We start from the raw sequence: 24,315 nt of genomic DNA, 5'->3' as shown, positions 1-24,315 counted from the left end.
CTCCAAGGTAAGTAAAGTCCTGCTAGGTTGTCAGCGCTTTTGCGTTTCTTGTCCTATGCTAACTCCCCGCCAAAACCGCGACGAATGGGCCGGCGTGCTCGGCATGTTCCTCTATGCTTACTTGAGCCGATGATTATCGTTTTCGGCCTTTTTTCTTTTTGTTGATTGTAATGCTTTTTGCACTCTCCGGCTTCTTCTTTTCGATGTGCTGCTGAGTAACAGGAGCGATTATAGGCTGATTGATCACTGTAGAATAATTGTTATTTATAACTGTAGAACCGTCTTCTCCATTTCCTGACACCATAAGGGAAATCACGCTGATTAACACGGCCAAAAAGGCGAGAGTGTATTGTTTTCCTTTTAAGTACTCCTCCAGTTTATCTCCCAAAGAAGATTGAATGCTATTTGCTGCAGCAGTGAAATTCTGAAGGGCCTCTGGGTTTATTAAAGCTTGCTGGGCAAGAGCCTTTAGGCTTTGCAATACACTAGGGGGTGATACCATCAGTACCAGCAAGCACTGTTGCTATTCCCTCATTGTAGACAAGCCCTCCTAACTCAATCTGAAATGCTTGACCACATCGCAGACAGTCTGCCTCTATGCCAAGATTCCGTATTGTCATTGTGGCATCGGCAGTCGCTTGTAAGGCAAATGAATATTGATCAGGAAACTTAAACCCGCATTTCGGGCACGTCGCCGCAGGGTACACTATAATTATTTGCTGAGGCCCAATCGGGAGTTTCTTGTGTTGACATCATTCACTATAGTACCTTAAGTCAATGGAGACAAACACTAAAGTCATTCTAGCCGCCCGTGTAGTCGAGCAGACTCCTGTTCATACCGCCATCGAAATTACGCCAGGCTTCGACGATGAGCCCTAGACCATGGAGCTGGACCATCGCATCAGTGGCCCGATGGGTCCCGAGAAGGCCGCGTCCTATGTGACCGAACGATATTTAATCAACCATCCTTTTCAGTTGGTCGCAGTCGGCCGTGATACTGTATTGCAAGAAGTGATAAAAGTACTACGCTTGGTTCTAGCACAAACATGCAAGCCCCTACCCTACTCCCTTTTTGTGCTTTTTGCCTCGAACTGTTGGCAATAAACAAAAAAAGCCCTTCCCGGCAACGTGAAGGGCTTTTCTGTGAAACTGCAGGGAGTAAAACCTTTTCAGACCATTGACAAAGATGTATTGGTGCAGCTATTACTGTAATTGACAGTTGTTTTACCTATGTTTTACCTACAAAACTAAAAAAGCCTCCCCAAGAGGCTTGGAGAGGCTTTTTAACCAATACACGTGGGCCCAACTAGTCAAATATCGAACTATTGGCGCCAGGATATAGAAGCTATTGCGGCCTTTAGCCGCCAGGTTGAGCTGGGCTCAATTTCTACCGATCAGCAGGAGGACCTCGCCTAATGAAGACGCCCTCCTCTCCTACCTCGGCCTCGGCCCAAGCGGCGCGTAAATCCCGCGCCCTGATCGTTCCGGCAGAAGTCCTGGCCCTTCCGGACATTACGCTCACCGCCAAGCTCATCTTGGCTGAAGTACTGGACCTCTATAAAGTCAGCGGCAAAGTCTTCGCCAGCGACGAGCACTTCGCACTGCGCCTGGGCATTGGTATTCGTACTGTCGGCGACGCTATCAAGCAGCTGAACAGCTACGACCTGCTTACCCGGAGCTTCGACCCGAAAGCCCGCCAGAAGCGCCTGCTGATTCCTAAACTCCCCAACCCTAGCCCAGCTTCGGCACAGGAAAAGTCCCTGCGGAATCCGCAGGAACAAGAGGCTGCTGAGCCGGCAGATTCTGCGGAAAGTGCCTGCGAATTCCGCAACGAGTCCCTGCAGAATCCGCAAGGAGTCCCTGCGAAATCTGCCGACATAAATACCAGGATAAATACCAAAGTAAATTCCAATCAAACCCCTATCGGGGGTAGCGCAGCTCGGGCTGCGCCTCAAAAAAAATTGGGAATAGGGGAAGAATCTGCCTCAGCTAAAGACCTGACGTCAGCCCCTTCATCCTCCCCTGTTGCGGCCGCCCCTCCTTCTTCCCCACTGCTGTCGCCCAAGCCTTCCCAGCAAGCTGCACTGGCATTGCTGGCTAGCCTGCAGTTCCCTGCCGGGGCGACTCAGCAGCTCCGCGATGTGTTCACTTCTTGGGTCACCTTCCGCCAGAAACGGGGCCGCCCATTGACTGTGGAATCTTTCCAGATGCAGGTCGATGAGTTGGCCGAATACAACGAAGAATTCAGCTTGGCTCTTCTGCATGCCGCTATCAAGAACGGCACTCAGGGGCTAACCTATCCCGAAACAAAACGCAAATACAGCCTCTGGCTTACCAATCCCCATGCAAACACTGCACAATATTCTCGCCGCCTCGCCGCTGCTCAGCAACGTCTCCATGCCCCTGTCAACGTCTCCTATGGCCAGCTTTAACCCTCCCCTGCGCATTGCCACTCCGGATGGTCCGCCCATCGTGCCTGCTTCGCCGGATGACATTGTTCTTTCCGTTGAAGAACAAGCAGCCGTGTTGGCCAAGTATCGGGTCGAGAAATGGCAGCAGCTGCGCATGCAGCTCTACCGCTGGAATCTCCACAATCCGCCCCCTCCTCCAGTCATCACCGCCGAAAACCTGTACCGCATCAAGCTCCAGGAGGCGCACGATACTATCCCAGGTTTCCAGCTGACCGCTGACACCAAGGCCGTCTTCGAACTGTTGTGCCTGTACTTCACCAACGACCAGCGCTTCGAAGTCAAGGGCCAGGAGTTGGGTCTCTCCTACTCCCTGGAAAAAGGGTTGTTGCTGTTCGGCCCTGTCGGCTGCGGCAAAACCTCCCTCATGCGCCTGTTCATGCGCAACCCACGCCAGTCTTTCGGGATGTTGGCAGCCCGCCAGGTGGCCAAGCGCTTCACAGACCAAGGGACGGATGGCTTGAACCCGTATCTATCGGCCGGCAGCACCGGGGTTTGCTTCGACGATCTGGGTACGGAGCCCATGCCGGTGAAGCACTACGGCAATGAAGTTAATGCATTGTCGGACGTACTGCTCTCCCGCTACGATGAATTCCAGTGCGGACGCTTAGAGGGCACTATGACGCATTTGACTACCAACTTGCCCGCGACCGATGCGCCGCAAACAGACGGTTCGGTTTCGCTCAGCCTCGATCAGTGCTACGGCAACCGTGTCCGTAGCCGCATGCGCGAGCTTTTCAACCCGGTATATTTTCCTTCCAGCAGCCCGGACATGCGCTCCTAGCATCTCAAGCTTAATCCCAATATTACTATGTAGCAGCTCTGTAAATGGCAAAAAAGCCCTACTCTAAATAGCAATAGGCTTTTCGCATTATTAAAAAGCCTATTGCTATTTCGTCAGCTTCTGCTTTGCTACATCAATGTGACCTGGCCTGAGTTCTACAGGTCGCCTTCGTTGGCGGCCAGCTTTTCGGGAGTGGAGGCCACCAGCACCTGGTAGGCGGTTTGCTCCAGGCCGCGGGCGGGGTCGCTCCCAGCTCAGGCGCAAGGCGGCGCGGCGCGGAAGGCAGTGAGCAGCAGGGCAGTGAGAAGCGAAGAAAGTATAATACGCAGGGTCATGGGGCAGGCCGGTCCCGGCGGCCCCCACGCCGGTCCAAGCGAGGGGAAGCCGGCCGATGTGCCGGCCGGGGCCGCGGGGTTGTGTTAGCAGAAAGCTTTAGGATTTAGGCATGGTGGGGGTTATGAGGCAAGAGCTACCAACAATCCCAACAATAGACAAATACATAGAAATGGCATTACACATTAATCACCGAGGTTTTTCTGACTATACTAAACATATCTGCAACATCAAATCCAAAAGCTACATTCCAAAGGCCCTTTTGCTTTAGTGTCAATCCATACTTTATAATATTTTCAGGCGCATATCCATTAAGCAAATCTTCCCTTTTATTTCTAGCTGTAGGATTTCTTGAAAGTATTTTGTGATATATCCTATCATCCGGATAACAAACATCAGGCACATCTTCAATAAGATTAATCTTTATTTTTTCATAATACCCATGCCTTTTATTTACTCGTCCAGGAATCATACATAAAAGAACATAATTATAGCCAAAATGAATTGCCAAATTCTTTGAAAGAACATGATCCACGTGATATCCAGCAGCAACTGAGCCTACAACTTTCGCAAACGCTCTCCTATATGCGCTATAACTAGGATTGACATAAACATAGAAAATATCCAAACTATCATGTGCAACAAATACATTATTCTGGCTAATACGACCTAGTTTATAACATGGCATACCAATAGCTTCACTAATAGATTCCAAGCTTTTTCCCGCTATTACAGTCTTGTCAGGAAAAAAACTGTTGTAAGTCTGACCTACCCACCTAAGAGAACCTATTTCAAACTTTTTTTCAAGATCAAGCATAATACGATATCATAGTACACATCAAATACAATTAAACATAATCAATTCAATATTAATATTCTTACCGGGATCATCTGGGTTTGCGAAAATAAAAGAGTGTGATGTTGAATTTCTTGAACCAACGTAAGACTTGAAATTCTTGTGCAGCTTGAACGCAGCTATTGCTTTATCAATTATGTCGCCGAATTTTTTTACTGTTTTATTAAAAAACATGATAGCAATTTTTTCATCACGCCAAGTAACATATCTACTTAATAGCTGATCTATTGCCTTTTCAGCCTCTCCTTCACCCTTCCAAAGCTTGCATTCAGCGATAAAAACATTTAAGCCGTTTTCATCCTGAATCAATATATCAGTTTTCCCTATCTTATTAAATGTTTCACCCGTAGCTGTATGACGAGTTGATATAGAATTCAAATAAGGCAAAAAGAAATTTCGAAATCCTTCTTCATCAAATTTATCGTACAAATCTTTATATTTCTCTAAGCTCTGCCCAAAATTTGATATTTTATCGATAATTTCAAAGTATGCTTTTTCACTAATACTTGATAATCCTTTGTTCTCAATTACAGGATCAATAGGACTTCCACTAAAAAAAGCTTCTAGCGAAACTTCTATCTCCTGTATAGCCTCATCAGCTGAGTATATCTTAGAGGGGTACACCGTTAAATCAGTCTCGCTATTCTCTGTAATATTAACTCTTCTCACGGACTGCAATTCTGACAAAAGAGTCTTAACATTCGCAAACTGTGTTTTATTCTTCAAATAAACCTTTACATATTCATTATCAAATGTCTTTCTTTTTTCGGTCTTAAAATCTGGCATAATAGAGCTGGGTTTTTGGTGTACTTTGGAATGCAAGATAGAAGTTAAAAGCAATAGACTACACTCTACAGCTGCCCAACTGCCCCGACCGGCGCCTGTTGGCCAGAGAAGTCGAAGTGCAGGGTCATTTCCTTGGCGTACGAGGGGTCTTTGCCGTAGTCGTAGTACATGTTGGTTTTGCCCATCGGACCCATGTTCTCGGCTTTCTGTAACTTGGTGCCGATGGCCGAGATGCCGTGTAGGAAGGAGAGCTGGCCGCCAGGGAAGGCCGGGGCCGTGTTGTAGGGGGTGGCCGAGAAGCGCGGCGTGAACAGGCGCAGGTACACGTCTTCCTGGTCGCAGACTATCGTGAGGGGCCGGCCGGTGGTCTGCGGGGTGAATCAGTAGAAGTTGGAGTAGTAGCCTTTGAACTCGGGGTACTCGGGGCCGCGGGTGCCTTCCGTTTCGCCGGTACTGGTGTTGTAGGCCTTGGTCCACACGCCCAGGCTGGTGCCCTTTAGCCGGTCTTTCCAGACGTGTCGGGGTTCAACAGCCACACAACTTCACATGCGAAGCCAAAACCCGGCTCGCCTACTTTGAAGTGCAGCTACAAACAACTAAGGCGCCCCGCGCTACTCAATTGGTTGTTCTTGATGCTTTCGATGAAGCCGGGGCGGCCGCTCACGTAGCGCATGAAGTACATCGTACTGGGTGGAAAGTGGTACCTGATTCGGCACGGGAAATCACAGAAGCGGACTACCAGGCGCGACCGGATGCCAAGTTCGAGGTAATTGTCGCCCAGCTTAAAGCCCCTGGGGTATGCGGTGGTTAAGCGCGAAATTAAAATCCATTTCAGCACGTTCCTTTTCCATCTTGTCAGAAGAAGTTAAGGTGTTACTGCACCCACTTCTTAACACCCCAAAGGCCCCTAGCCTCTGGGGTTGCGCTGTTCATAGGTAAGCGACATTTGCGGGGTAGATACCGTGCGCCACTTCTAAGACACAAAGAAAAAACTGCATTTATAAGCCATAAATGTGGTTTTTGCGTGTTTTAAAGGGCCGCCTCGATTCTTTTTTGGTGCCTGATTTGGAATTGAAAGGCGAATACCCGTCTTTTTTCAACAACCAATTTCTTCCTTTTCAACCATGAGCGATACACTACATTCTAAAGTCCTGACCCTGCACCGCCACTACAACCAAGTGGCGGAAACGCAACTCGGTTTACCTTCCAAACGCTCCCGAACGCATGACAACCACGCCGCCCAGGAACAGCGCGTAATTGCGAAGGCGTTGGAGGTGTCACAGGCGGCCCACAGCCTCCCTGTTGCCGGCACCGAGTACGAAGCGGAAGTAGAAAACATCCTTGACGGCTGCCGCCAGATTCAGCAGAATCCGTACTTACGGCTAGGGGGCATTGTACGGGTATAGCCTTCGCCTACGTCACGTCTAGTTGCTGGCCCTGCAAGTGCAGCACTTGGAGCTGCAGGTATTTCCGCAGCTCCAGCAACCCCAGCTTCAATTTTTATCCGACCCACTCTTTATTAGTATTTAGGGTATATGGCAGCTAAAACGGTGCAGAGCTAAAATCCTCTTTTTTAACAAGTTAAAACTTGTTTCCAAAAAGTTAAATTCACTATCTATGCAAAACAAAACCCATTCACTCACCAGAAATTTATCAACTGTATGACTACCCCCATGAATCCTGACCGCCAAGAAGCCTACTACAATTATCTTGATAAACAGCAAAAACACGAGGACCAAGAACGCCACCGGGCTGTCAATGATGGCGATGATCTAAGCGATGAGGAAACTCCTGATTCAATCCTAAAGGATATGTATCCCAACCAAAATCAAGATGAAGAAATCGAGTTTGACAACTACGATTAGCCAGCCTAGGCAAGGCCAATACCGTTGGTAAAGAGAAAGCCCTGAGGACCATATTCATAGCTAGTATACCAGAGAGCTATAGAATGGTAAGAAGCACCTCGTTGACTACTGGTTTACGCAGGTTTTTAGCCGTCAGCGTCAGTTGGAAACGCAGCTGCTGGCCGGAGGCCTGCGGGGGTACAAAAACCCGCAACGGCTCCTGGAATGCCCGGTTATCAATTCCATGTTTCAAGCTTTTGATACTATCCCGGATCAGGTACTGATCGGCCTGCTGCTCCACGAAAGGATACCCCATTGGCATAGGGCGCGGCGGGGTGTAACCAAAGGCGGACGGTGGTTGCGGCCGCTGGATGATTTTCGTGGCAATGTCCACGCCGGCACCGTGCTGAAGCGTAATCGTGAGGGAACAATCTTCTACGTACTGCTCGCTGTTATTCAGCACAATGAAATTGAGCTTGTGGGCTTTCTCCTCGAATTTGGCGTACAGGTCCTCTTCTCGGTAGGTTTCTTTCACATGCTGCAGGTTCTCTTCCAGCTGCTCGATGCTTCGGTCCTCGTACCTGGATGGCCCGTTTGACCCTATGATACTCATACCTGACAAGTCAACCCCTTTGGGGAATTGCATTTGCTGCAAGGCTTGTGAAATAGCATGAGTGCTCCAATTCTCCGATGCCTGCTGCTTTCGCAAGGCCTCAGCGGCCTGCTGTTGCTGCAGCTTTTCCCGCTTTTCCTCCAGTATATGAGTTATCTTCTGACGGGCCGCTTCAGAAGGAAAATCCCCCACTGAGCAAGTGCGCGCAGTAGTGAGTAGTTGACCATCCACTTCTAATTGCACGTCGATCTTACCTGCAAACGGGTCTGCTGCCAGGCGGCGGGCAAACATCTGGTCAATATCGGCCCGCCTGACCCGGGCCGTCGTGGTACCAACTCGGATGAAAGAGTCTCCTATCAGCAACTTCTGTTTACCGCGCTCAAAATCCTTGCGCATCATGTAAGGTGGCTGGGTATTATATATTCTGAATACACCTACCATTTTCTCCCCTACCATAACATAGGAGCACTCGAATGGAATGGGGGGCTCAATATGATCATGCAGTAGCTTATGGTAAACAGCATCATCCAGCAGATCATCCGGCGTTAAGCCAATGATGTCGCGGTCATTATTGACGTAGTGTTTTACGCCTACAATGAGAAATCTATCTTCCTCAACCGGCGCATTAGCCATTGCCATTACATCCTTAATGAAGTCGAAAAAAATCTCCGGTTTATAGGCGGTTTGTTTGAAATCTACATAGACACTTTCTCCCGAATGTAAGATTATCTCCTTAATACTCATGGGGGATTCTAGAATGTTATAAGCTTGATTTCTACGTTACTTTCCTCCTGGGCGGATCAATACGTTACGCTTAATTTTCGACCTGAGTGGCCGAAGGGGCTGCACCCTCTGTTGCTGCAGAGATGCTTTACTCTGGCTGTTCAGGCTGAGTAGGTGTTACCGTTGCTAATAGCTGCAATAGGGCTTGTTCGACAGAACGCCAGTCGCCTTGGTTGACAATCGTCAGCAGCATAGCGGAACCTGCCAGTAAGCCTCTGCAACAAGCGTAGAAAACGCCAATCATTGGATCGGCCCGCCTGTAAATTATCTCTTTGCTAAAGGCGGAAACGTGCGCCTGTTGAGAAAGCAGGGGATAAAGAAGGTACAGCTCGCGGAACAGCGGCTCCGGCCGCTCGTCCCGCAGCTCGCGGCTAATCGTTTCAAAGGTTTGAGTGCGAACCTGCACGGGCTGTAAACCGGCCTCGCTACGAGTAAAGTTTTCGGGGGCCACCTGATTCCACCCTTCGTAAGTTACAGTACGCACGTGGTCCTCACCCTGCATTTCTCTAATTCTACGCCCATTCTTGTTAATATAATCAGCGTTGAACTCCAGTAAGTGAGCGTCAAACTGGCCTTCTGCAAAAAGCCAATAGGAAATCGTCACATCATAGACAATGGCCCGGAATAGTTGGCTTAGAGGAACGGCCATATTATGGCTTACGCCATACTCGTCATACAGGAACAGAGCGGCCTTCGCATTGTAAAAAAGTCGCTCCAGCAGGTTGAAAGCCATAAGCTCTCGCCGGCCCCCAACCGTAACTCCATTCATAGCAGGCAGATAGCCTTGTATGATTTCGAAATAGCGCTCTAGTAGTTCTTTGGTCCTATGGTAGCGAAAATCAGCAATTTCTTGTTCTGTCATACCAGTTGGTTCTAAAGTGTTGGCAGGGTGGTTTACAACCCGATTTCCTGGGCGGCATTATGTTGCCGGACGCTATCAATACGCATGTAGCGGCGAATCATGGCCGTGGTTTTGTGCTTGGTCTGATTCATGATCTTGCTGTCATCGATGCCTTTGAGTTTAGCAATGGTCACGAAGGAGGCCCGCAGCGAGTGCGAGGTATACTGCTTGCCCAGGTACTGCTGCACAATCAGGTTGATGGCGTCGGTATTGAGCCGACGCTTGCTCAGGTGCTGGCCGCGGCGAAAGGACAGAAATAGTGGCCCCGTGCTTTGGCCCCGTACTGCGGCCCTGCGCCTGCAGGTAGCTGACCCATTCGATGACGGCTCGCACCAGACAGGTGCGGCGGTCCGGGGAGTAGAACACAGCCTTTTCCTCGTTCTCGCCCTTCTGGTTGGTTTTGCTGCGCGGCAGGTCGATGAGCAAGCCTTCTTCGTCCTGCTGCAAGTGCTCGATGTTCACACTGGCCAGCTCGTCGCGGCGGAAGGCTCCGCTGAAGCCCAGCAGCAGCAAGGCCTGGTACCGCAGGCCGGCCGGCTGGTGTCGATTTCCTGGACGGCCCGCTTGAAATGCTCCAGCTTGAAGGCCGGGACCTGGCGCTGGCGGACGTCTTTCACGCGGGTAACTCCCTCCATGAACACCTTAAACTTTTCGTCCGCGCTGGGGACCGGCTGCCCGGCCAGACGGTGGGCTTTGGCAATCGAAGCCACATGCCGACGGATGGTCGCAGTCTTACGGCCCAACTCGGTCAGGTGGGTAACAAACCCCACTAAGGTCGGCACGTCTGCGGGCAACGACTGGCAGCTATACTCGGTGCACCAAGTAGTGAAGCGGCGCCAGTCGCCGGCATAGGCTTCCTTAGTATTGTCGGCATCCTCCAGGCCTGCGGTCACGTAGCGCCAGCCTTCTCGGCGTAGTCATTCAGGTGGCGTGCCTGCCCGACGGCCCGGGTTTCTTTCGTTGTACTGGGAAGATGTTCCATTCTCTAGGAAGTAAAGATGAGGGCAGCCAATCGCTGGCCAAGTGAACTGATCTGAAACAGCGAAGTATCCCCCCGCGCGTGCCACCCCCGATTACTGTCTTATGCATTAAGACCAAAAAGCAGTTGGAAAGGATGAGATGGGAATCTGTAAAATTTGTAGGAAAACCTCAACCGGTGGCGGGGATTCGTGAGAAGTCGCCTTAAACGATAAGACCCTTTACTCTTAGGGAATCTTCCAAAACTTTGCGGGTACGTCTATAAGCGGCTTCTGCTTGAGGGTTAGTATTCCACTCGTGGTCGAATGACCTCAACATTAGTAAACGGTTCTCGAAGAGCAGCCTTATAGGCTTCTCTATTTCAACACCAATTAACACATCATAACAGTACTGCTCGTCAATTGCAGGGCCATAATAGTATCTGTCAAGGAGAATCAGTGAGTGACTGGTATTGAAAAGCTCTATGTAGAAGTAAAGTACTCCTAAGTCTGGGTCGCCTACTAACTTCATCACGTGTGAAATTTCCTTTTCGCCCAACTCATGTATAGTATGAGACATAGGGTAATGAAAGGTGGATATCACACGACGTGCAGGTTTTCCCTCTTTCACCTGATTGATAATATCTTGTATGTAAGATTGAGGGTGTTTTTTACTAAGATAAAAGTTAACCGCAATCTTCTTAATGCCCCTGAAAAACTCTGGGCCTCCTACTTTGCTTTGTTTGGCGTTATGGTTTGTGAAGTATATCAACTCGTCTAACTTGATTTTGCCTCTTTGAGCATTGGCAATCATCCTCTTGGGATCTAACTGAGAAAATTTGCCTTGAAACTGACTAAGCCTTTTGAAAGCCTTCTTTTCAGCTTCATCAGGTGGTGCTGTAAAGGCAAGCTTCTGTCCATCGGGTAGTGCTATCTCCACCTTTGTGTCCATTACCATATCGGGTCCGAACCTAACTTCCTCACCAGATTCAGTGATTCCCATTAGGCTGTCACTAACTCTAGATGTAGGTTTCGCCTGTAAAACCATTCTATACAAGTAGGATGTAAAGCGGACGAAATCCTTATCTATACGACTTGCGGGACCGCTGTTGCATGACCTGCAAAGCAGTTCCCATCCAACGATGGCACCCCCAATAGCCTTCTGAATAATGTGCTCTGGGCTGTTGTTAGCGGCGGTGAGTTCTACTCCACAGAAGTAGCAATTCATAATTTAGGCAAATTCAAAAGGTTAGGATAAGGTTGAAGCGTAGCGATTATGTTTGGTCCGGTAGGTTAGATCTATATGTCTTGCCATTGACGCTAACTACCTTTCACACTTACCTAATCTCCAGCTCAAATTAGTCATTTCTAATCTTCAAAGCTCGGCGGGTGGAGTGGTTAGCGGAGTAGATGAGGTAGCAGCCTTTCGGTTACACTCCTCTCGCCAAGCGTCGTGACCGGACTTCGATGGTGTGGATCCTTTGGGCCGGCGGTCCCCGTTCTTGATTCGATTAATAAGTTCTTCTGCTTCCTGAGCTTTCTCTGCTCGCCAGTTCAGTTTAGAAATGAGGTGAGCGTTGACTGTTTCAGATAGAATGGAGCTTCGTATTGGCAGAGCGTTGCAAAAACTTCACCCGCTTGGTCTTCCTCACGCGGGCCCCTTATTTCACTTGATGGCATTGTCTTAGCTGCGTAAACGCTTCTTAGCTCGTTCGCGCATATCTTCATTGAATAGGGGCTGGTATTTTTCTTGACTCATGATGTTTTCGAAGGTGAGGTCCTTTCGGTTTGCCTCACAGAGCTTGCGGAAACCCGCTTGAACATTATCCGGACCAGTGGAAACGAGGCGTTTAGCAGCACCAATAGCCCCATACCGTTCAAGATACCGTTGAATGAAGTCGTAGTTCATAAAGACATGTAGCCGTTTTGCTTCCGCGAGTGTATGTTGGAACTCCCGTTGCAGGTCTAGCTCCAATTGCTGTAGTTCGCCTTCTGCAGTTACTGCAGAACCTGACGTCACAGAGTTCCATACCGCTGGTGGGGTAGATGAAGCTATTGTGGCTAAGTGACGGAAGCGGATCTGGTACTGTTTGATTAGGTTTGGGTCGTTAGAGACAATGATCGACTCGTGGTTGTGGCGCTCAGCCGCGTAGGTCCAGTTATAGGAGCCTAGTACTACTTTTCGATCGTCAAATACGGCGAATTTCTCGTGGAGAAAACGTGAGCCGGTGCTCAGGCAGATGGTCATTTGGCCACCAGCGCGGATAAAATCTTGGATAACCAGCCGCTGGTTAATAACGTCATCGCTTATGATAATTTCGACGGCAACTCCCTTAGCGGCTTTATCTGTAAGCAAACCTAGCAGTTCTCTATTCGTGAACCACGCTACAGCAATATGAATTCTTTCAGTCGTTTCAGCAATGCACTTTTCCAAGTGCTGTTGGATGTCGGAGAAAGTGGCAATAGTACCCATGTGGTTGTGTAATAACGAAATGGAGAAGGTCTGGAAATGTAGATAACCTATTCCCTACAATTTCCAACAAGCTGAATGTAAAGGTAGAGCAGCGATAGCGCCTCATCGAAATATTGGCCCTCGGACGGTGAGTATATAAGTTCTGCCGCACTTATATACTCACCGTCCGGTCTGAATTCCTCCAAATTTTTAGTTTCGACGCTGTACTTTTATCTTGCGTGTAATGCCGTATTTTGTTCTGATTATGGCCTGTTAATTCAATGTTGTGCTACAGGGGTCAAAATTAGATTAAGAACAAAAGTTCTAGTTATTGTGATAATAAAGAATAACGCTGACCGGAGCTAGGCAGTGGTCATGAATGATGCTGAGTGGAGCACTTCCTATCTTAAAGGAGTAGCAAAAGGCCGTTGGCAACCATTTTTGATCTACCAATAATGCCGCTACTATTAGACTATTTACACTAAACCGGGCTAATAAGAGCAGTAACCTCTCGTGTATGTAGATAGAAGTGGGCTTTTGCGGTCTTTTATAAACGTTTGCCAGCAGAGGCAGCGATTCGTTTAAGAGAGTTTGAAACTCGGAAAGTGCTAGCTTTGGGATTGCGCCTAATGGGCTGTTATCACGGACAACGAACCTCAATCCAACTGGTGCACATAGCACTTACCGCCGCATTTAAATGAATAATAATCTTGTGGCTCCTGCTTACTATGTGCTTGGCTACAAACAGGGTGAAGGCATTGAGCAGCAAAAACGATTTGTTGAGCATGGACTTTGGGACCATGACCACAACAAGACAGTCGAAGCACTAGTACGGCGGGTGCCCGTTGGGGCACGGGTTGCCCTGAAAAACTATTTTACGCGTGGGTCACGCAAGAAAGGTGAGTCAAGGGCGTATATCCAAGTGATTGCCTTGGGCACCGTTCGGGAAAATGAGGGCAATGGCCAAAGGTTACTTATTGAATGGGACGCACCCATAAAGCCGTACGAAGTCCAAACTCGGTATCAGAGTACCATCGCGCAAATACGGGCGGGAGAAGCGCAGATTCGAAGGATTTTTGCGCTGCCTACTGTACCTGCCCGCCCGCCCGCCATTTATTTCGTGCACCCTGGCCCGGACGGAACATGGTGGCCGAAATTTCAAGAGTTTGGAAACGCCTATTTGCCAGCTATTGTATCGGAGTCGGCTCGCCTGGCATTTGGCCAACTTCGCCCCGGAGACGTGCTAGTGGCAACGACTCGCTATAATCAAGCCCTTGGCCTCGGCGTGGTTGCTCCCTCCTCTGATTCCACTGCGGCCGGCCTTCCTGCTACTGAATTGACATGCCCTGTAAAATGGTGGATACCCCATGCGGCCGAAATGAATGCCAACACGTTTCTAGTGGCTGCCGCTTTTGGGCGCACAAAGCATTGGACCCGCATTCGCCAAGCTTACGAAGCACAACACCCCGAACTACTAGCAGTCCTTAACACACATTTCCCTCCGGCTGAGCCGGATCCACTTAGCACTGTACCCTTGCAAAAATTTCCGAGCAACCAAATTCTTTTCGGACCTCCTGGTACTGGGAAGACCTACGCCACTGCCGCATGGGCCGTGGCGATCATTGAAGGCCGGAAAGTAAGTGAAGTAGAGGCGGAATATTATGCAAACCGTGAGGCGTTGCAAGCCCTGCTCCAGACGTACCGACTGCGCGGCCAAGTAGAATTTGTGACGTTCCACCAGTCTTTCAGCTACGAGGACTTTGTAGAGGGCATAAAGCCGACCCTTGCCACGGACGATGACGACGAGGAGGCAGAAGCGTTGAGTTACCGCATCGAGCCGGGGGTGTTTCGCACCCTCAGTGAGCGAGGTGCTGCCGCCATCAATTTATGGCACCAACAGCAAGGGCTCAGCAGTACCGCGTTGGCCACCCCACTCGATTTCACTTCAGTTTATACCCAATTCGTAGCTACCCTAGAAGACAAGCTGCTGAAAGGGGAAGAGGTTGTTTTTAAAACCAAATCGGATACGGCGATTGTCTTTGACGGCTTTTCACCGAAAGGCAACCTGTGGGTGCGACATAAAAAAGGTCAGAAGGAAGAGCCGTTTACTGTCAGTGGCTTTCGGCTGCGCAAGCTGTATGACAAATTCAAAACGGTGGCCGAAATACAAAATGTTACCAATGACATTACGGCGACGATAAAGGGTGCAAATACCTCCGCTTACTGGGCGGTGTTCAACGCCTTCAAGGAATTTGAGGGACAGGTAGCCCCGGTCGCCTCTCCGATAGAAATCAGCAACAAGTCCGCTTGGCCTAATTTGTTGCAGGGGTTGGTGGCCGACCCAGCCGCCGCTAAACTAGCGGCTAATAAACTGGACTATGCGCAGGTAGCAGCGGAAATCTTAGCTGATGCTCCGCGTTTTGTACTCATCATTGATGAAATTAACCGGGGCAATGTGTCCAATATTTTTGGCGAATTAATTACGCTGCTGGAAGACGACAAGCGGGGTGGCCAATTAAACGCGATGAACTTGAAGCTGCCGTATTCCAAAGCCAGCTTTCAAGTCCCCCCCAACCTCTATTTGTTGGGCACGATGAACACCGCTGACCGAAGCATCGAAGCACTTGATACGGCACTGCGGCGGCGGTTTTCTTTTAGCGAAATGCCTCCAAAGCCCAATTTGCTAAAGGCAGTTGCAGGAGTGGAACTAGGCCCTTTACTAACGGCGCTGAACGAGAGAATTGAGTATTTGTCGAGTCGGGACCATTGCCTTGGGCATGCCTGGTTGATGGGGGTGAATTCGTTGGAGGAGCTGCGAGATGCTTTCCATCATAAAATCATTCCGCAGCTGCAAGAGTATTTTTACGGCAATTGGGCCCGAATACGGCAAATACTAGGGAAAGCGTTTGTTGAAAAGCTAACGTTAAAAGTCAGTTTGCTCGACCCGGTTGACGAGTACGACGAACGTCCCATACGTTACCGCATTACTGACCCTGGCCAGTGGACTGTTAAAAGCTTTCAGGGGCTTTATGTAGTGAACCACGCTCCTTCTGTTAGAACAAGCACCAGCGCGACCGATCCCGGAGCTTCCGCAGAATGAGTACGCTCACTTGTTTTGAGTACTCCATTCTTCGGGTTGGCCAGGGGGAGTTTCAACTACGCCATTTTCAGGAGCTGGCTCGCCTTAACGAGCGGCATGGTAACAGCTGGTTCACAATGCTCGACCGGGGCGTCCGATTTACCTCATATGTGGGCGTGATCCAATTACCTGGGCTACTACTAGAGATTCTGCCAAAGACTGACCGAGCCGCGCCGAATGAAAAGCGCTGGCGGAGGGCGTTGCTCGAAATGCTGCGTCGCAGCGGGCAGTTGCCCGTCGCAGCCCCGACTGTTGCCGCTTTGGCGGAACGACCGCTGGCATTGCTGGAGCTTTACATTCGCTTGTTCATCGAGCAGTGTGACATACTGCTCCGCCACGGCTTGTCGAAACGTTACCGCGCCAAAACAAGCAACGGCCTTGCCCTCAAAGGGCAACTGCTGTTTGCCCAACAGCTCAAGCATAACTTGGTTCATCAGGAGCATTTCTACACGCGTCACCAGGAATACGACCAGGAGCATCACCTCCACAGCTTCTTGCGCATGGCCCTTGGCCTTGCTGTGAAAGTAGCACAAGGCCCAGGCCTGGTTTGCCGCGCGCAAGCCTTGTTGCTACATTGGCCGGAGGTGCCCCCAATAGCAGTGCCCGCCTCGCGCCCCGTGTTGTCCCGCCAAATGGAACGCTACGGGCCGGCATTGGACCTAGCCTTACTGCTCTTGCGCCACTTAAGCCCTGACCTAGCAAAAGGGGAGACGCAAGCCGCAGCTCTACTTTTCGACATGAATCGTCTATTTGAACAGTACGTCGCCCAGCAGCTTCGGTCCGCCGTTGCAGCGGACAGCAGTACAACGGTGCAGGTGCAAAACCGAGCGGTGTTTTGGGATGATCTGACCGTTCGCCCCGACCTCATTATAAAGCTTGCGGAACCAAACGGTGTGTTCATTCTAGATACCAAGTGGAAGGTTCCCGATAATGAACGCCCTGCTGCTTCCGATTTGCAGCAGCTGTACGCGTACTGCCACCTATGGGGCGCGAAACACGCCATGCTCTTGTATCCAAACTCGGATGGACAGAGGGAAGGCCGTCGGGCCACTTACGGCGCCAGTCAATGGTTGCCCACCACGCACTTAGAAGGCCACTGCTGCTTTTTAAATATTATTAAGCCAGATGGTTCGCTTAATACCAACTGTGGCACAGATCTACTAGCTTTGATTGAGAAGCTGTAATGCAATCAAGCTAATTTGACTTCGATAACTGATGGACCAAAGGTGGTAGATTTCAGGATATCTCCCCATTGGCCACGGGGTGGATTACCATCGTTGTAGACGTTAATGCCACTGATGAATCGTGAAACACTAGGCAGCTGGTGCTGTAGCTGATGGATGGCCCCGAGCCAGATGCGAGGTGAATCGGTCGTGTGCGGATGATGTAGGACAATGGTAGGCGCGAATGCGCTGGCACAGTCCAGGAATTCTGCTCGCAACTTTGCTCTGACACCACCTTCCGCTTCTGAAGCCATACCTCGCGGACTAAACAGGTTGAGGTCGTGGCAGCCTAACAGCATGGTGCGGCGGCGATTGAGGAAGACAAAATGCGAATCGATGATAGAGTAACGATAAAGGTGCCGCATTTGGTAGTTACCAGTAGGGTAGTATTTACCTGTCCAATGCACTTGCAGGGTTTTTAGGTTGAGTAGCCCTACCAACTCACATCTGTATTTCGCTTCACGCGTTGTGGACGGATGGGCTAACCAGCTGTCGGCACCAAAGGAAAAGAAGTCTGTGACTGCGGCCAACTCCATGAGGAGAGAGGGGGTGAGCAACTGCCATAACTGGTGTTCGGCGGACGCTTCTAGTGCACGTAGGTCGGCTGGAGTGGGGGAGAAATTATTGGACCATGTGAAGTCTTCGGGCCAGGGGAAGTAATAAAATCCGCCGCAAGTTGTCAAGGCTAATGCTTTTTCACCGCTGGGTAAGGCATTAGCAAGCCGCCGGGCAGCGCGCCGCAAGTAGGACCGTGTTGTAGAAAGCGTACCGCCACAATGGGGGGCCATCTGGAAACTTAACCGGGCGATGATTGGAAATGCCATTAGGGTAATGAGTGAAGGGGCTTCACATAAATACGTTATGCCTCAACTCACTTTGTACAATCATGTCAACTGCGTATCTAGCTTTACTTTATAAAGTTACTATACCAGTCGCAAAGTAACGGGAGCAGGCGTTGCACAGTCATAGGAAAAAAACTCTTTTCCCCGCCGCGTCCGGTACCCCACCTCATTCAATTCATGGGCAATTTGCTGCAGTGTGTGCCCCTGGACATGTAGCAGCGACGCAAGCCGCGCGGCCTGCCGTACCCCTTATGATTAAGTTGTTCAATCATGGGCAGCATAAGTTAAGACATTACACTGTCCGTTTTACTTATACTACCTCGGCCTACAGTTCCTTATAAGCTGATAATAAGTTTCTTGATAGCAGATCGTCAAAAGTCGCTTTGACGGACATCATTGGATTGAGTGTATAAGGGCCATTGGCAAAATACGCACCTAACGGGCCATTAACCCTGTACTTATCATCCAGGAACATTTGTGGGTAAGCCCCATCACCAGTCATGAATATTTCCATGCTCAACCCATTTATGGTCAATTTCTTATCTTTTTTATCTCTTGCTTCTATAACAGCCTCCATTGAGAAAGTGGCTATTACCGCATTTTCCTCAAGTGAAAGCATCTCGACTTCGTTCTCAGTCTTAATCAATCCATTTCTGGTCATTTGCAGGTAGACTTGTTCAAATTCGTTCAGTATAATTATATGTAATTTGCCAGATGCTTGGTCACGTTTGTATATTCCAATGGGCTTAAAATAGGTAGTCATATTCTGCACCATTCCTATCTCCTCTCTTCTGATAGCGCCCCATCTTCTATTAAGCATCAGTTCAAGGTTTATGGTACCTTCATTGACCTTAAAAAGCCTGAAAGGCATATCAAACTTATCAACAGGAGTTATTTCATTCCCCGAGTTAAATTGATATTCAACTTGTTGTATTGTATCGGAAAAAAATAGTGTAGCAACCATTTCTTGCACAGGAGTCATAGATGGGGCTGGGACTTTCTGCACCGCTATTGGAGTTGTTATAGAGGGTTGAACTCGATCATCTTGTTTTTGTAGAGATGGTGCTGACGTTGTTTTAAAAAAGTCAAAAAATCCCATTGTTTTAGTTTTTTAAGTTTATGAGCCCATTGTGCTACGGCATCACGATAATTGACGCCTTTTTATTACCCAATTGATACATTCTGTCAATTGTTGTCTGAGATGTTTCTTACTCATCGTCAAGAACGCCAATATAGTTATAAATATTAGTGGTCCGTTGTAAGGCCATAACCAAGCGCAGCTTTGGCTACAGCTACTGCAAGTAATTTGTGAAGCACCACCCAACCAAGTCAGCCTATGCTTAGACCAACGGCCAAGTTGAGCATATGATCCGCTCGAGTGAGGTAGTGTCTATCGATACCATCACCTATTGACATAATAACTAACCTATTAGCCAGCTTAGAAGAGGCAATAGAAACCTTCTTGGGCAATAAGCATGACACGGTAAAATGTACAGCCACGCTACAACTGCTTAGGTATTTGAGTAGCTTTACGCTAAAAGTCCTACCCTTATCTTAGGCTTTTTGCCGGCTTTTGTCTCGAAACAGTTGATCACCACTACTATCCACACGAGCCGCACCATCATGTTTGCGGAGCTGGCCCGGGTAATGAATTACGCAGCCGGCAGCGGCACTTTTCACGATTCGCTGAGCGAGAACGTAGTAGGGAAGCGCACGAAATCGAATCTGGATAAAACCAATATCCTGCTCCAGAAGCTCTATACGTTCAATCCACAATATGCCCCGTTTCGCGCTTTTGCTTACTTATGGCCCCTGGCCAGCGAAACCGACCAGCGCATTATGACGCTGTTGCTCGCCCTGACGAGGGAGCCGCTACTGGCCGAAAGTGCTGACCTGGTCCTGAACACGCGGCTGGGGGAAGCCGCTACGGTAGGGCAATTTTTAGAGGGCCTTGAGCATCGGCACCCTGAGCGGTACAGCAAGGGCAGCGCCCATGCCATTGCGCAGCGCCTGGCCAGCTCCTGGAAGCAAGCCGGGTACCTGGAAGGCAAAGTGAAAACTCGCCGTGTGCAGCCCCAACCGCAACTGTACGCGGTGACTTATGCGCTGCTGCTGGCCTATTTACATGGCGAGCGGGGAGAGTTTATCCTGCGCAGCAAATGGGTGCAGGCCCTGGGCGTGCCTGAGGCCGAAGTACGCAAGCTGGCCGCCGAAGCGGCCCTGCACAACCTGCTCCAGTACCAAGCCGCCGCTGCCGTCACGGTATTCGCCTTCCCTCAACTCTATAAAATGCTCGACTTGCATGGCCTCGAAAGTTGAATCTTTGCTGCTGGCCTTCCAGTCGGTGTTGCGCGAGCCGTGGGCCAATACCCTTTCCGGCCACGAGCGGGTGTGGTTTCTGGTATATGACCCGGCGGAACAGCGAAAAATCGACCTGAACTTCGGCGACTTCGAGGTATCAGCCAAGCAAGCCGGCAAGAAATGGCTCGTGGTATCGCTGAAACCTTGCTTTCCGCAGTGGATGGCAGCCCACAAATACCGGGAAAGCTACTTTGCCAAACCGAGTGCCTTGATGACGCAGCTGGAAGTCGGCTTCCGACAGTACGCCATTGACTTTCTGCGCACCGCCATTGAGGCGGGCCAGCCCGACGAGCAAACCTTGGTCGTGGTGCGCGATGCCGGGGCCCTGTTTGGCTTCGTGCGTCTGGCCGATGTGCTGGAAGCCGTGGCCAGCAGCTGCCGCGGCCGGCTCTTAGTCTTCTTCCCCGGCGAATACAGCCAAAATCAATATCGTCTGCTGGATGCCCGCGACGGCTGGAACTACCTTGCCCGCCCCATCACGGGTTAATCCTCCTTGCTTACCCTTCCATGTTAAACCGCGACTTATTTACCCTCACCCCGCAATCCAGCAATCTGCTCAACGATGGGGTTGTTAACATCAACGCACAGGAACAAAAGATTGTCCGCTACGAGCTGGAGACTTTCGTGTGCGAAGGCGAATACGAGCGGGGCTTGCAGCGCATTCTGGATACTTACCTGAAGCATCTGGAAAAGCCGCAGCAGCCGGCCGTGTGGGTAAGCGGCTTCTTTGGTAGTGGCAAGTCGCACCTGGTGAAGATGCTGGGCTATTTGTGGGAGGATTTTGAGTTTCTTTCGGGGGATACCGCCCGGACGATTAAGCAGCTCCCAACCCCAGTAAACGACCTGTTCGTGGAGCTGGGCCGCAAGCAGAAGGTGCAGGGTAAGCTGGCTGTCATCGGCACACTAAAGGACTTTCCCTCACCCGACATCCGGTACTCGTTTCTGAGTTTGCTGCTGAAGGCGCTGGACCTGCCGGCGCAGCTGCACCTGTTCAAATTTGTGCACTGGTGCATCAAGCAAGGCATTCATGATGACCTGGTAGCCCGCATGGTGGCTGAGGGCACTACGCTGGAAGAAGAAGCCCAGAACCTGTCGGTTTCGCCCATTCTGGCGCGGGCTGTGCTGGAGCTACTGCCCAGCTTTGCCGATTCGGAAGCGCAGGTGCTGGACCGGTTTGAGAGCAACTTCCGACCCCAGAGCCCGAATGAGATGCTGAGCCGGGAGCAGCTGATTTACACCATCAAAAAGGAAATCCTGCCGCTGAAGTTTGGCGACAAGATTCCGTGCACCATCATCGTACTGGATGAGGTGCAGCAGTTCATCGGCCAGGACAGCAGCCGCACCATCGAGATTCAGAACCTAGCCCAGGACCTCTGCGCCGAGTTTGAAGGCAAGTTTCTGCTGGTAGCCACGGGCCAGAACGCGCTGACCGACACGCCTCAGCTGTTGCCCCTGACTCACCGCTTTTCGGTGAGCGTGCTACTCTCGGATACCGACGTGGAAACCGTAACGCGCAAAACCGTACTGCACAAAAAGGCCTCGGCGGTAGTACCGCTCAACAAGCTGCTGGAAGAGCGGCTGGGCGAGATTTCGCGCAACCTGAGCGGCTCGGATTTCAGCTACAGCACCGCCGAGCGGGAGCTGCTGAGCGCCGACTACCCCATGCTGCCTTCCACGCGCAAGTTCTGGAAGCGCATCCTGCAAATCATCGACACCGCCGGCATGGACGGGCAGCTGCGCAGCCAGCTGCGCATCGTGAACGACGGGGTGAACGACGTAGCCCACAAGCCGCTGGGCCACATCGTACCGGCCGACTTCGTGTTCTGGCAGAAAAAGGCCCAGATGTCGCAGAGCCCGGTGTTGCTCAACGAAACGCTCAACCTGATTGAGCTACAGAAAACCAAAGGACTGCACGGCGAGCTGGAAAGCCGGATTCTGGCCGTGGTGTTCCTGCTGGACCTGCTGCCCGACAACGTGCCGGGCAACAAAATCCAGGCCGACGATAACACCATTGCCGACCTGCTGCTCGACAACCTGAACCAAGCCTCGGATGACTTCCGCGAGCAGGTGAAGGCCGCCATCCAGCGGCTGGTGCAGCAGCAGCACCTGATGCAGATTGCCCAAGAATACCGCCTGCAAACCAAGGTGGGGGCCGAATGGCAGCAGGAATACAAAAAGCACGAAGCCAAGCTGACCAACACCGGCGGCGACCAGATTCAGCGGGAGCTGCGGGAGAGAATCGTAAATTTTTTCAAGGAGCGCTCCAAGGCCATCAACATCGTGCACGGTACCTCCCGGGTGAAGCGCGACTTTGAAATCTGGGACCAGCTGACGACCCGCCCAACCACCGAAAACCGGCTGCTGTACGTCTGGATTCGGGACGGGTGGAACGACGGGGAAAGCCTGTTGCTTAACGAAATACGCAGCGAGGGCGCAGCCGTACCGCTGTCTTACGTGTACGTGGCCAAGTATCGGGACGCGGATATTCGCCGCGAAATCGTGCGGTACTTGGCTGCTGACCATACGTTGAAGGCCAAGGCCAATAACCTGTCGCCGGAATCGGAGCAGGCCCGGCGCAGCATGACTACCCAGCGCGGCCTGGCCCACCAAGCCCTGCAGGACCTGATTGAAGCGGCTTGCAAAGAAGCATCCGTGTACCTGGCCGGCGGCAAGAAAATCGACACCGGCGACGTGATGGCCGACGTGCGCGACGCCCTCGGCAGCCTGGCCGACCGGCAGTTCCCCGAGTTCAAGGCGAAAGGCGACTTCACTGGCTGGGGCGCGGCCCTGACCAAAGCCATCGGCAACGCGCCCGACGCGCTGGCCAAAGTGGGCTGGAAAAACGACGTGAAGGACCACCCAGTGGCTGTGGAGATTCTGCGCTTCATGGGCAACGGCACCCATCAGGGCAAGGCCATCCGGCAGCACTTCATGAAAAGCCCCTACGGCTTTGAGCAGGACGCCGTGGATACCATGCTGCTGATGCTGCGCCTGACCGACCAGATTTCGACCACCGAAACCACGCTCAACCAGAGCAAGATTAGTGGGGCCGAATTCCGGAAGGAAGTTCACTCTGTGGAAGCGAAGGACCGGGTGAAGCTGCGTCAGCTGTTCGCCTCGGCGGATGTGAAGTGCCAGTCGGGTGAGGAGCTGGCAGCCTCCGGCAACTACCTGCGGGCCTTGCTGGCCCTGGCCGAACGGGCGGGCGGCGACGCTCCCATGCCCACGCCGCCCAACACCCAGGCCCTGCACGACCTGGAAGGCCGTGAAGGCAACGAGCGACTATTGGGCCTGCTGGAGCAGCAAGCCGAGCTGCGCAAGCACCACACCGAATGGACCCAGCAAGCCGCCACAGCCAAGCAGCGCCTGCCGCAGTGGCAATTACTGACCGACCTACTGCGCCTGGCTCCGGCGGCCTCGCCCGTCATTGAGCCCATCCGCCAGGAAGCCGACGCGCTGCGCACCAGCCGCCTGCTGCTCCACGAGCCTGACCTAATAGCTCCCCTGCTGGCGCGGCTGGCCGACGAGCTGAAAACCGCCCTGACCGAACGCAAGCAGCGCTACATCGACGACTACGATGCGCGCATGACTACGCTGCAGGCCGACCCGTATTTTATCAAACTGGCCCAACCGCAGAAGCATGACTTGCTAAGCCAGAACCAGCTGCTGAAGAAGCCTGAACTGAAACCACTGGACGCCGCCGGCCTGCTGAACGACCTGCAAAAGGCCTCGTTGGAAACCTGGGAAACCAAGCTGGCCGCGCTGCCGGGGCAGTTTCAGGCAGTACACGCGGCGGCCGTGAAGCTGACGCAGCCCAAAGCCCAGATGTACAAGCTGCCGCGCACCACCATTGCCTCGCGCCCTGAGCTGGAAGAGTACCTGAACGACCTCCGCGCCGAGTTGGAAGAAATGTTAGATAACGGTGAGTCGGTGATTCTGAACTAGGCTCACCTCGCTCTTTATGACCCGGCTCC

General features: G+C 51.3%; 23 protein-coding genes. 9 read left to right on the top strand and 14 right to left on the bottom strand.

Annotation, left to right across the window (positions count from 1 at the left end):
- Positions 1–133 precede the first annotated feature (133 nt).
- Positions 134–502, bottom strand: a complete 369-nt coding sequence (locus MUN80_RS13135; protein WP_244713462.1) for a hypothetical protein — start codon at positions 500–502, stop codon at positions 134–136.
- A gap of 913 nt (positions 503–1,415) precedes the next feature.
- Here MUN80_RS13135 and MUN80_RS13130 point away from each other — a divergent pair.
- Positions 1,416–2,432, top strand: a complete 1,017-nt coding sequence (locus MUN80_RS13130; RefSeq protein ID WP_244713460.1) for a helix-turn-helix domain-containing protein — start codon at positions 1,416–1,418, stop codon at positions 2,430–2,432.
- A complete protein-coding gene (locus tag MUN80_RS13125; protein WP_244713458.1) occupies positions 2,344–3,252 on the top strand; it encodes a hypothetical protein in 909 nt (302 codons plus the stop codon). Before MUN80_RS13130 ends, MUN80_RS13125 begins: the two co-directional genes overlap by 89 nt.
- A gap of 511 nt (positions 3,253–3,763) precedes the next feature.
- Here the strand turns inward: MUN80_RS13125 and MUN80_RS13120 are convergent.
- The 4 genes from MUN80_RS13120 to MUN80_RS13105 are packed head-to-tail and all read right to left on the bottom strand — an operon-like array spanning position 3,764 to position 5,763.
- Positions 3,764–4,402 carry a hypothetical protein gene (locus tag MUN80_RS13120; protein ID WP_244713456.1) on the bottom strand — a complete coding sequence of 213 codons (639 nt, stop codon included), beginning with the start codon at positions 4,400–4,402 and terminating at the stop codon, positions 3,764–3,766.
- A gap of 21 nt (positions 4,403–4,423) precedes the next feature.
- Positions 4,424–5,263, bottom strand: coding sequence for a hypothetical protein (locus MUN80_RS13115; RefSeq protein ID WP_244713454.1), 840 nt, complete (start codon positions 5,261–5,263; stop codon positions 4,424–4,426).
- 29 nt (positions 5,264–5,292) lie between these two features.
- Complete coding sequence (locus MUN80_RS13110; protein ID WP_244713452.1) at positions 5,293–5,553, bottom strand: hypothetical protein; 261 nt, start codon at positions 5,551–5,553, stop codon at positions 5,293–5,295.
- Between the two features lie 54 nt (positions 5,554–5,607).
- The gene (locus MUN80_RS13105; protein ID WP_244713450.1) at positions 5,608–5,763 is read right to left on the bottom strand and encodes a hypothetical protein; all 156 of its coding nucleotides are present in this window, start codon (positions 5,761–5,763) and stop codon (positions 5,608–5,610) included.
- 588 nt (positions 5,764–6,351) lie between these two features.
- Here MUN80_RS13105 and MUN80_RS13100 point away from each other — a divergent pair.
- Both MUN80_RS13100 and MUN80_RS13095 read left to right on the top strand, forming a co-directional pair.
- Positions 6,352–6,633, top strand: coding sequence for a hypothetical protein (locus tag MUN80_RS13100; RefSeq protein ID WP_244713448.1), 282 nt, complete (start codon positions 6,352–6,354; stop codon positions 6,631–6,633).
- Positions 6,634–6,900: 267 nt separating this feature from the next.
- Complete coding sequence (locus MUN80_RS13095; protein ID WP_244713446.1) at positions 6,901–7,092, top strand: hypothetical protein; 192 nt, start codon at positions 6,901–6,903, stop codon at positions 7,090–7,092.
- Positions 7,093–7,168: 76 nt separating this feature from the next.
- Here the strand turns inward: MUN80_RS13095 and MUN80_RS13090 are convergent, their stop codons facing one another.
- From MUN80_RS13090 to MUN80_RS13065, 6 genes are all read right to left on the bottom strand, one after another.
- A complete protein-coding gene (locus tag MUN80_RS13090) occupies positions 7,169–8,428 on the bottom strand; it encodes an AlbA family DNA-binding domain-containing protein (protein WP_244713444.1) in 1,260 nt (419 codons plus the stop codon).
- 127 nt (positions 8,429–8,555) lie between these two features.
- Positions 8,556–9,329, bottom strand: coding sequence for a hypothetical protein (locus MUN80_RS13085; RefSeq protein ID WP_244713442.1), 774 nt, complete (start codon positions 9,327–9,329; stop codon positions 8,556–8,558).
- A gap of 32 nt (positions 9,330–9,361) precedes the next feature.
- Positions 9,362–9,736 (bottom strand): tyrosine-type recombinase/integrase, encoded by a 375-nt coding sequence (locus MUN80_RS25995; RefSeq protein ID WP_262922077.1) that lies wholly within the window; start codon positions 9,734–9,736, stop codon positions 9,362–9,364.
- A gap of 90 nt (positions 9,737–9,826) precedes the next feature.
- Positions 9,827–10,261: a site-specific integrase gene (locus tag MUN80_RS13075; protein ID WP_244713440.1), complete on the bottom strand. Its 435-nt coding sequence runs from the start codon at positions 10,259–10,261 to the stop codon at positions 9,827–9,829.
- Between the two features lie 289 nt (positions 10,262–10,550).
- Positions 10,551–11,552: an HNH endonuclease gene (locus tag MUN80_RS13070; protein ID WP_244713438.1), complete on the bottom strand. Its 1,002-nt coding sequence runs from the start codon at positions 11,550–11,552 to the stop codon at positions 10,551–10,553.
- Between the two features lie 456 nt (positions 11,553–12,008).
- Complete coding sequence (locus MUN80_RS13065; protein WP_244713436.1) at positions 12,009–12,797, bottom strand: phospholipase D-like domain-containing protein; 789 nt, start codon at positions 12,795–12,797, stop codon at positions 12,009–12,011.
- A 676-nt stretch (positions 12,798–13,473) separates the two neighbouring features.
- Between MUN80_RS13065 and MUN80_RS13060 the strand changes: the two genes are divergently transcribed.
- Positions 13,474–15,876 (top strand): McrB family protein, encoded by a 2,403-nt coding sequence (locus MUN80_RS13060; RefSeq protein WP_244713434.1) that lies wholly within the window; start codon positions 13,474–13,476, stop codon positions 15,874–15,876.
- The gene (locus MUN80_RS13055; RefSeq protein ID WP_244713432.1) at positions 15,873–17,099 is read left to right on the top strand and encodes an McrC family protein; all 1,227 of its coding nucleotides are present in this window, start codon (positions 15,873–15,875) and stop codon (positions 17,097–17,099) included. Before MUN80_RS13060 ends, MUN80_RS13055 begins: the two co-directional genes overlap by 4 nt.
- Positions 17,100–17,104: 5 nt before the next feature.
- Here the strand turns inward: MUN80_RS13055 and MUN80_RS13050 are convergent, their stop codons facing one another.
- The 3 genes from MUN80_RS13050 to MUN80_RS13045 form a co-directional block, all read right to left on the bottom strand.
- Positions 17,105–17,962 (bottom strand): hypothetical protein, encoded by an 858-nt coding sequence (locus tag MUN80_RS13050; RefSeq protein ID WP_244713430.1) that lies wholly within the window; start codon positions 17,960–17,962, stop codon positions 17,105–17,107.
- Between the two features lie 99 nt (positions 17,963–18,061).
- Positions 18,062–18,166: a hypothetical protein gene (locus MUN80_RS26200; RefSeq protein WP_375373986.1), complete on the bottom strand. Its 105-nt coding sequence runs from the start codon at positions 18,164–18,166 to the stop codon at positions 18,062–18,064.
- Between the two features lie 139 nt (positions 18,167–18,305).
- Positions 18,306–19,079 carry a hypothetical protein gene (locus MUN80_RS13045; protein WP_244713428.1) on the bottom strand — a complete coding sequence of 258 codons (774 nt, stop codon included), beginning with the start codon at positions 19,077–19,079 and terminating at the stop codon, positions 18,306–18,308.
- Between the two features lie 488 nt (positions 19,080–19,567).
- Here MUN80_RS13045 and MUN80_RS13040 point away from each other — a divergent pair, with 488 nt between their 5' ends.
- Genes MUN80_RS13040 through brxC form a run of 3 tightly spaced genes read left to right on the top strand, consistent with a single transcriptional unit; the run spans position 19,568 to position 24,286 of the window.
- Entirely contained in the window at positions 19,568–20,299 is a 732-nt protein-coding gene (locus MUN80_RS13040) for a hypothetical protein (protein WP_244713426.1), read from the top strand.
- Positions 20,283–20,828, top strand: coding sequence for a BREX protein BrxB domain-containing protein (locus MUN80_RS13035; RefSeq protein ID WP_244713424.1), 546 nt, complete (start codon positions 20,283–20,285; stop codon positions 20,826–20,828). The genes MUN80_RS13040 and MUN80_RS13035 overlap by 17 nt, the downstream gene beginning before the upstream one ends.
- Before the next feature lie 20 nt (positions 20,829–20,848).
- A complete protein-coding gene (brxC, locus tag MUN80_RS13030; protein ID WP_244713422.1) occupies positions 20,849–24,286 on the top strand; it encodes a BREX system P-loop protein BrxC in 3,438 nt (1,145 codons plus the stop codon).
- Positions 24,287–24,315 lie beyond the last annotated feature (29 nt).

It is taken from the genome of Hymenobacter cellulosivorans (assembly GCF_022919135.1).
Classification (GTDB): domain Bacteria; phylum Bacteroidota; class Bacteroidia; order Cytophagales; family Hymenobacteraceae; genus Hymenobacter; species Hymenobacter cellulosivorans.
This window is presented reverse-complemented; position numbering and strand designations above follow the sequence as displayed.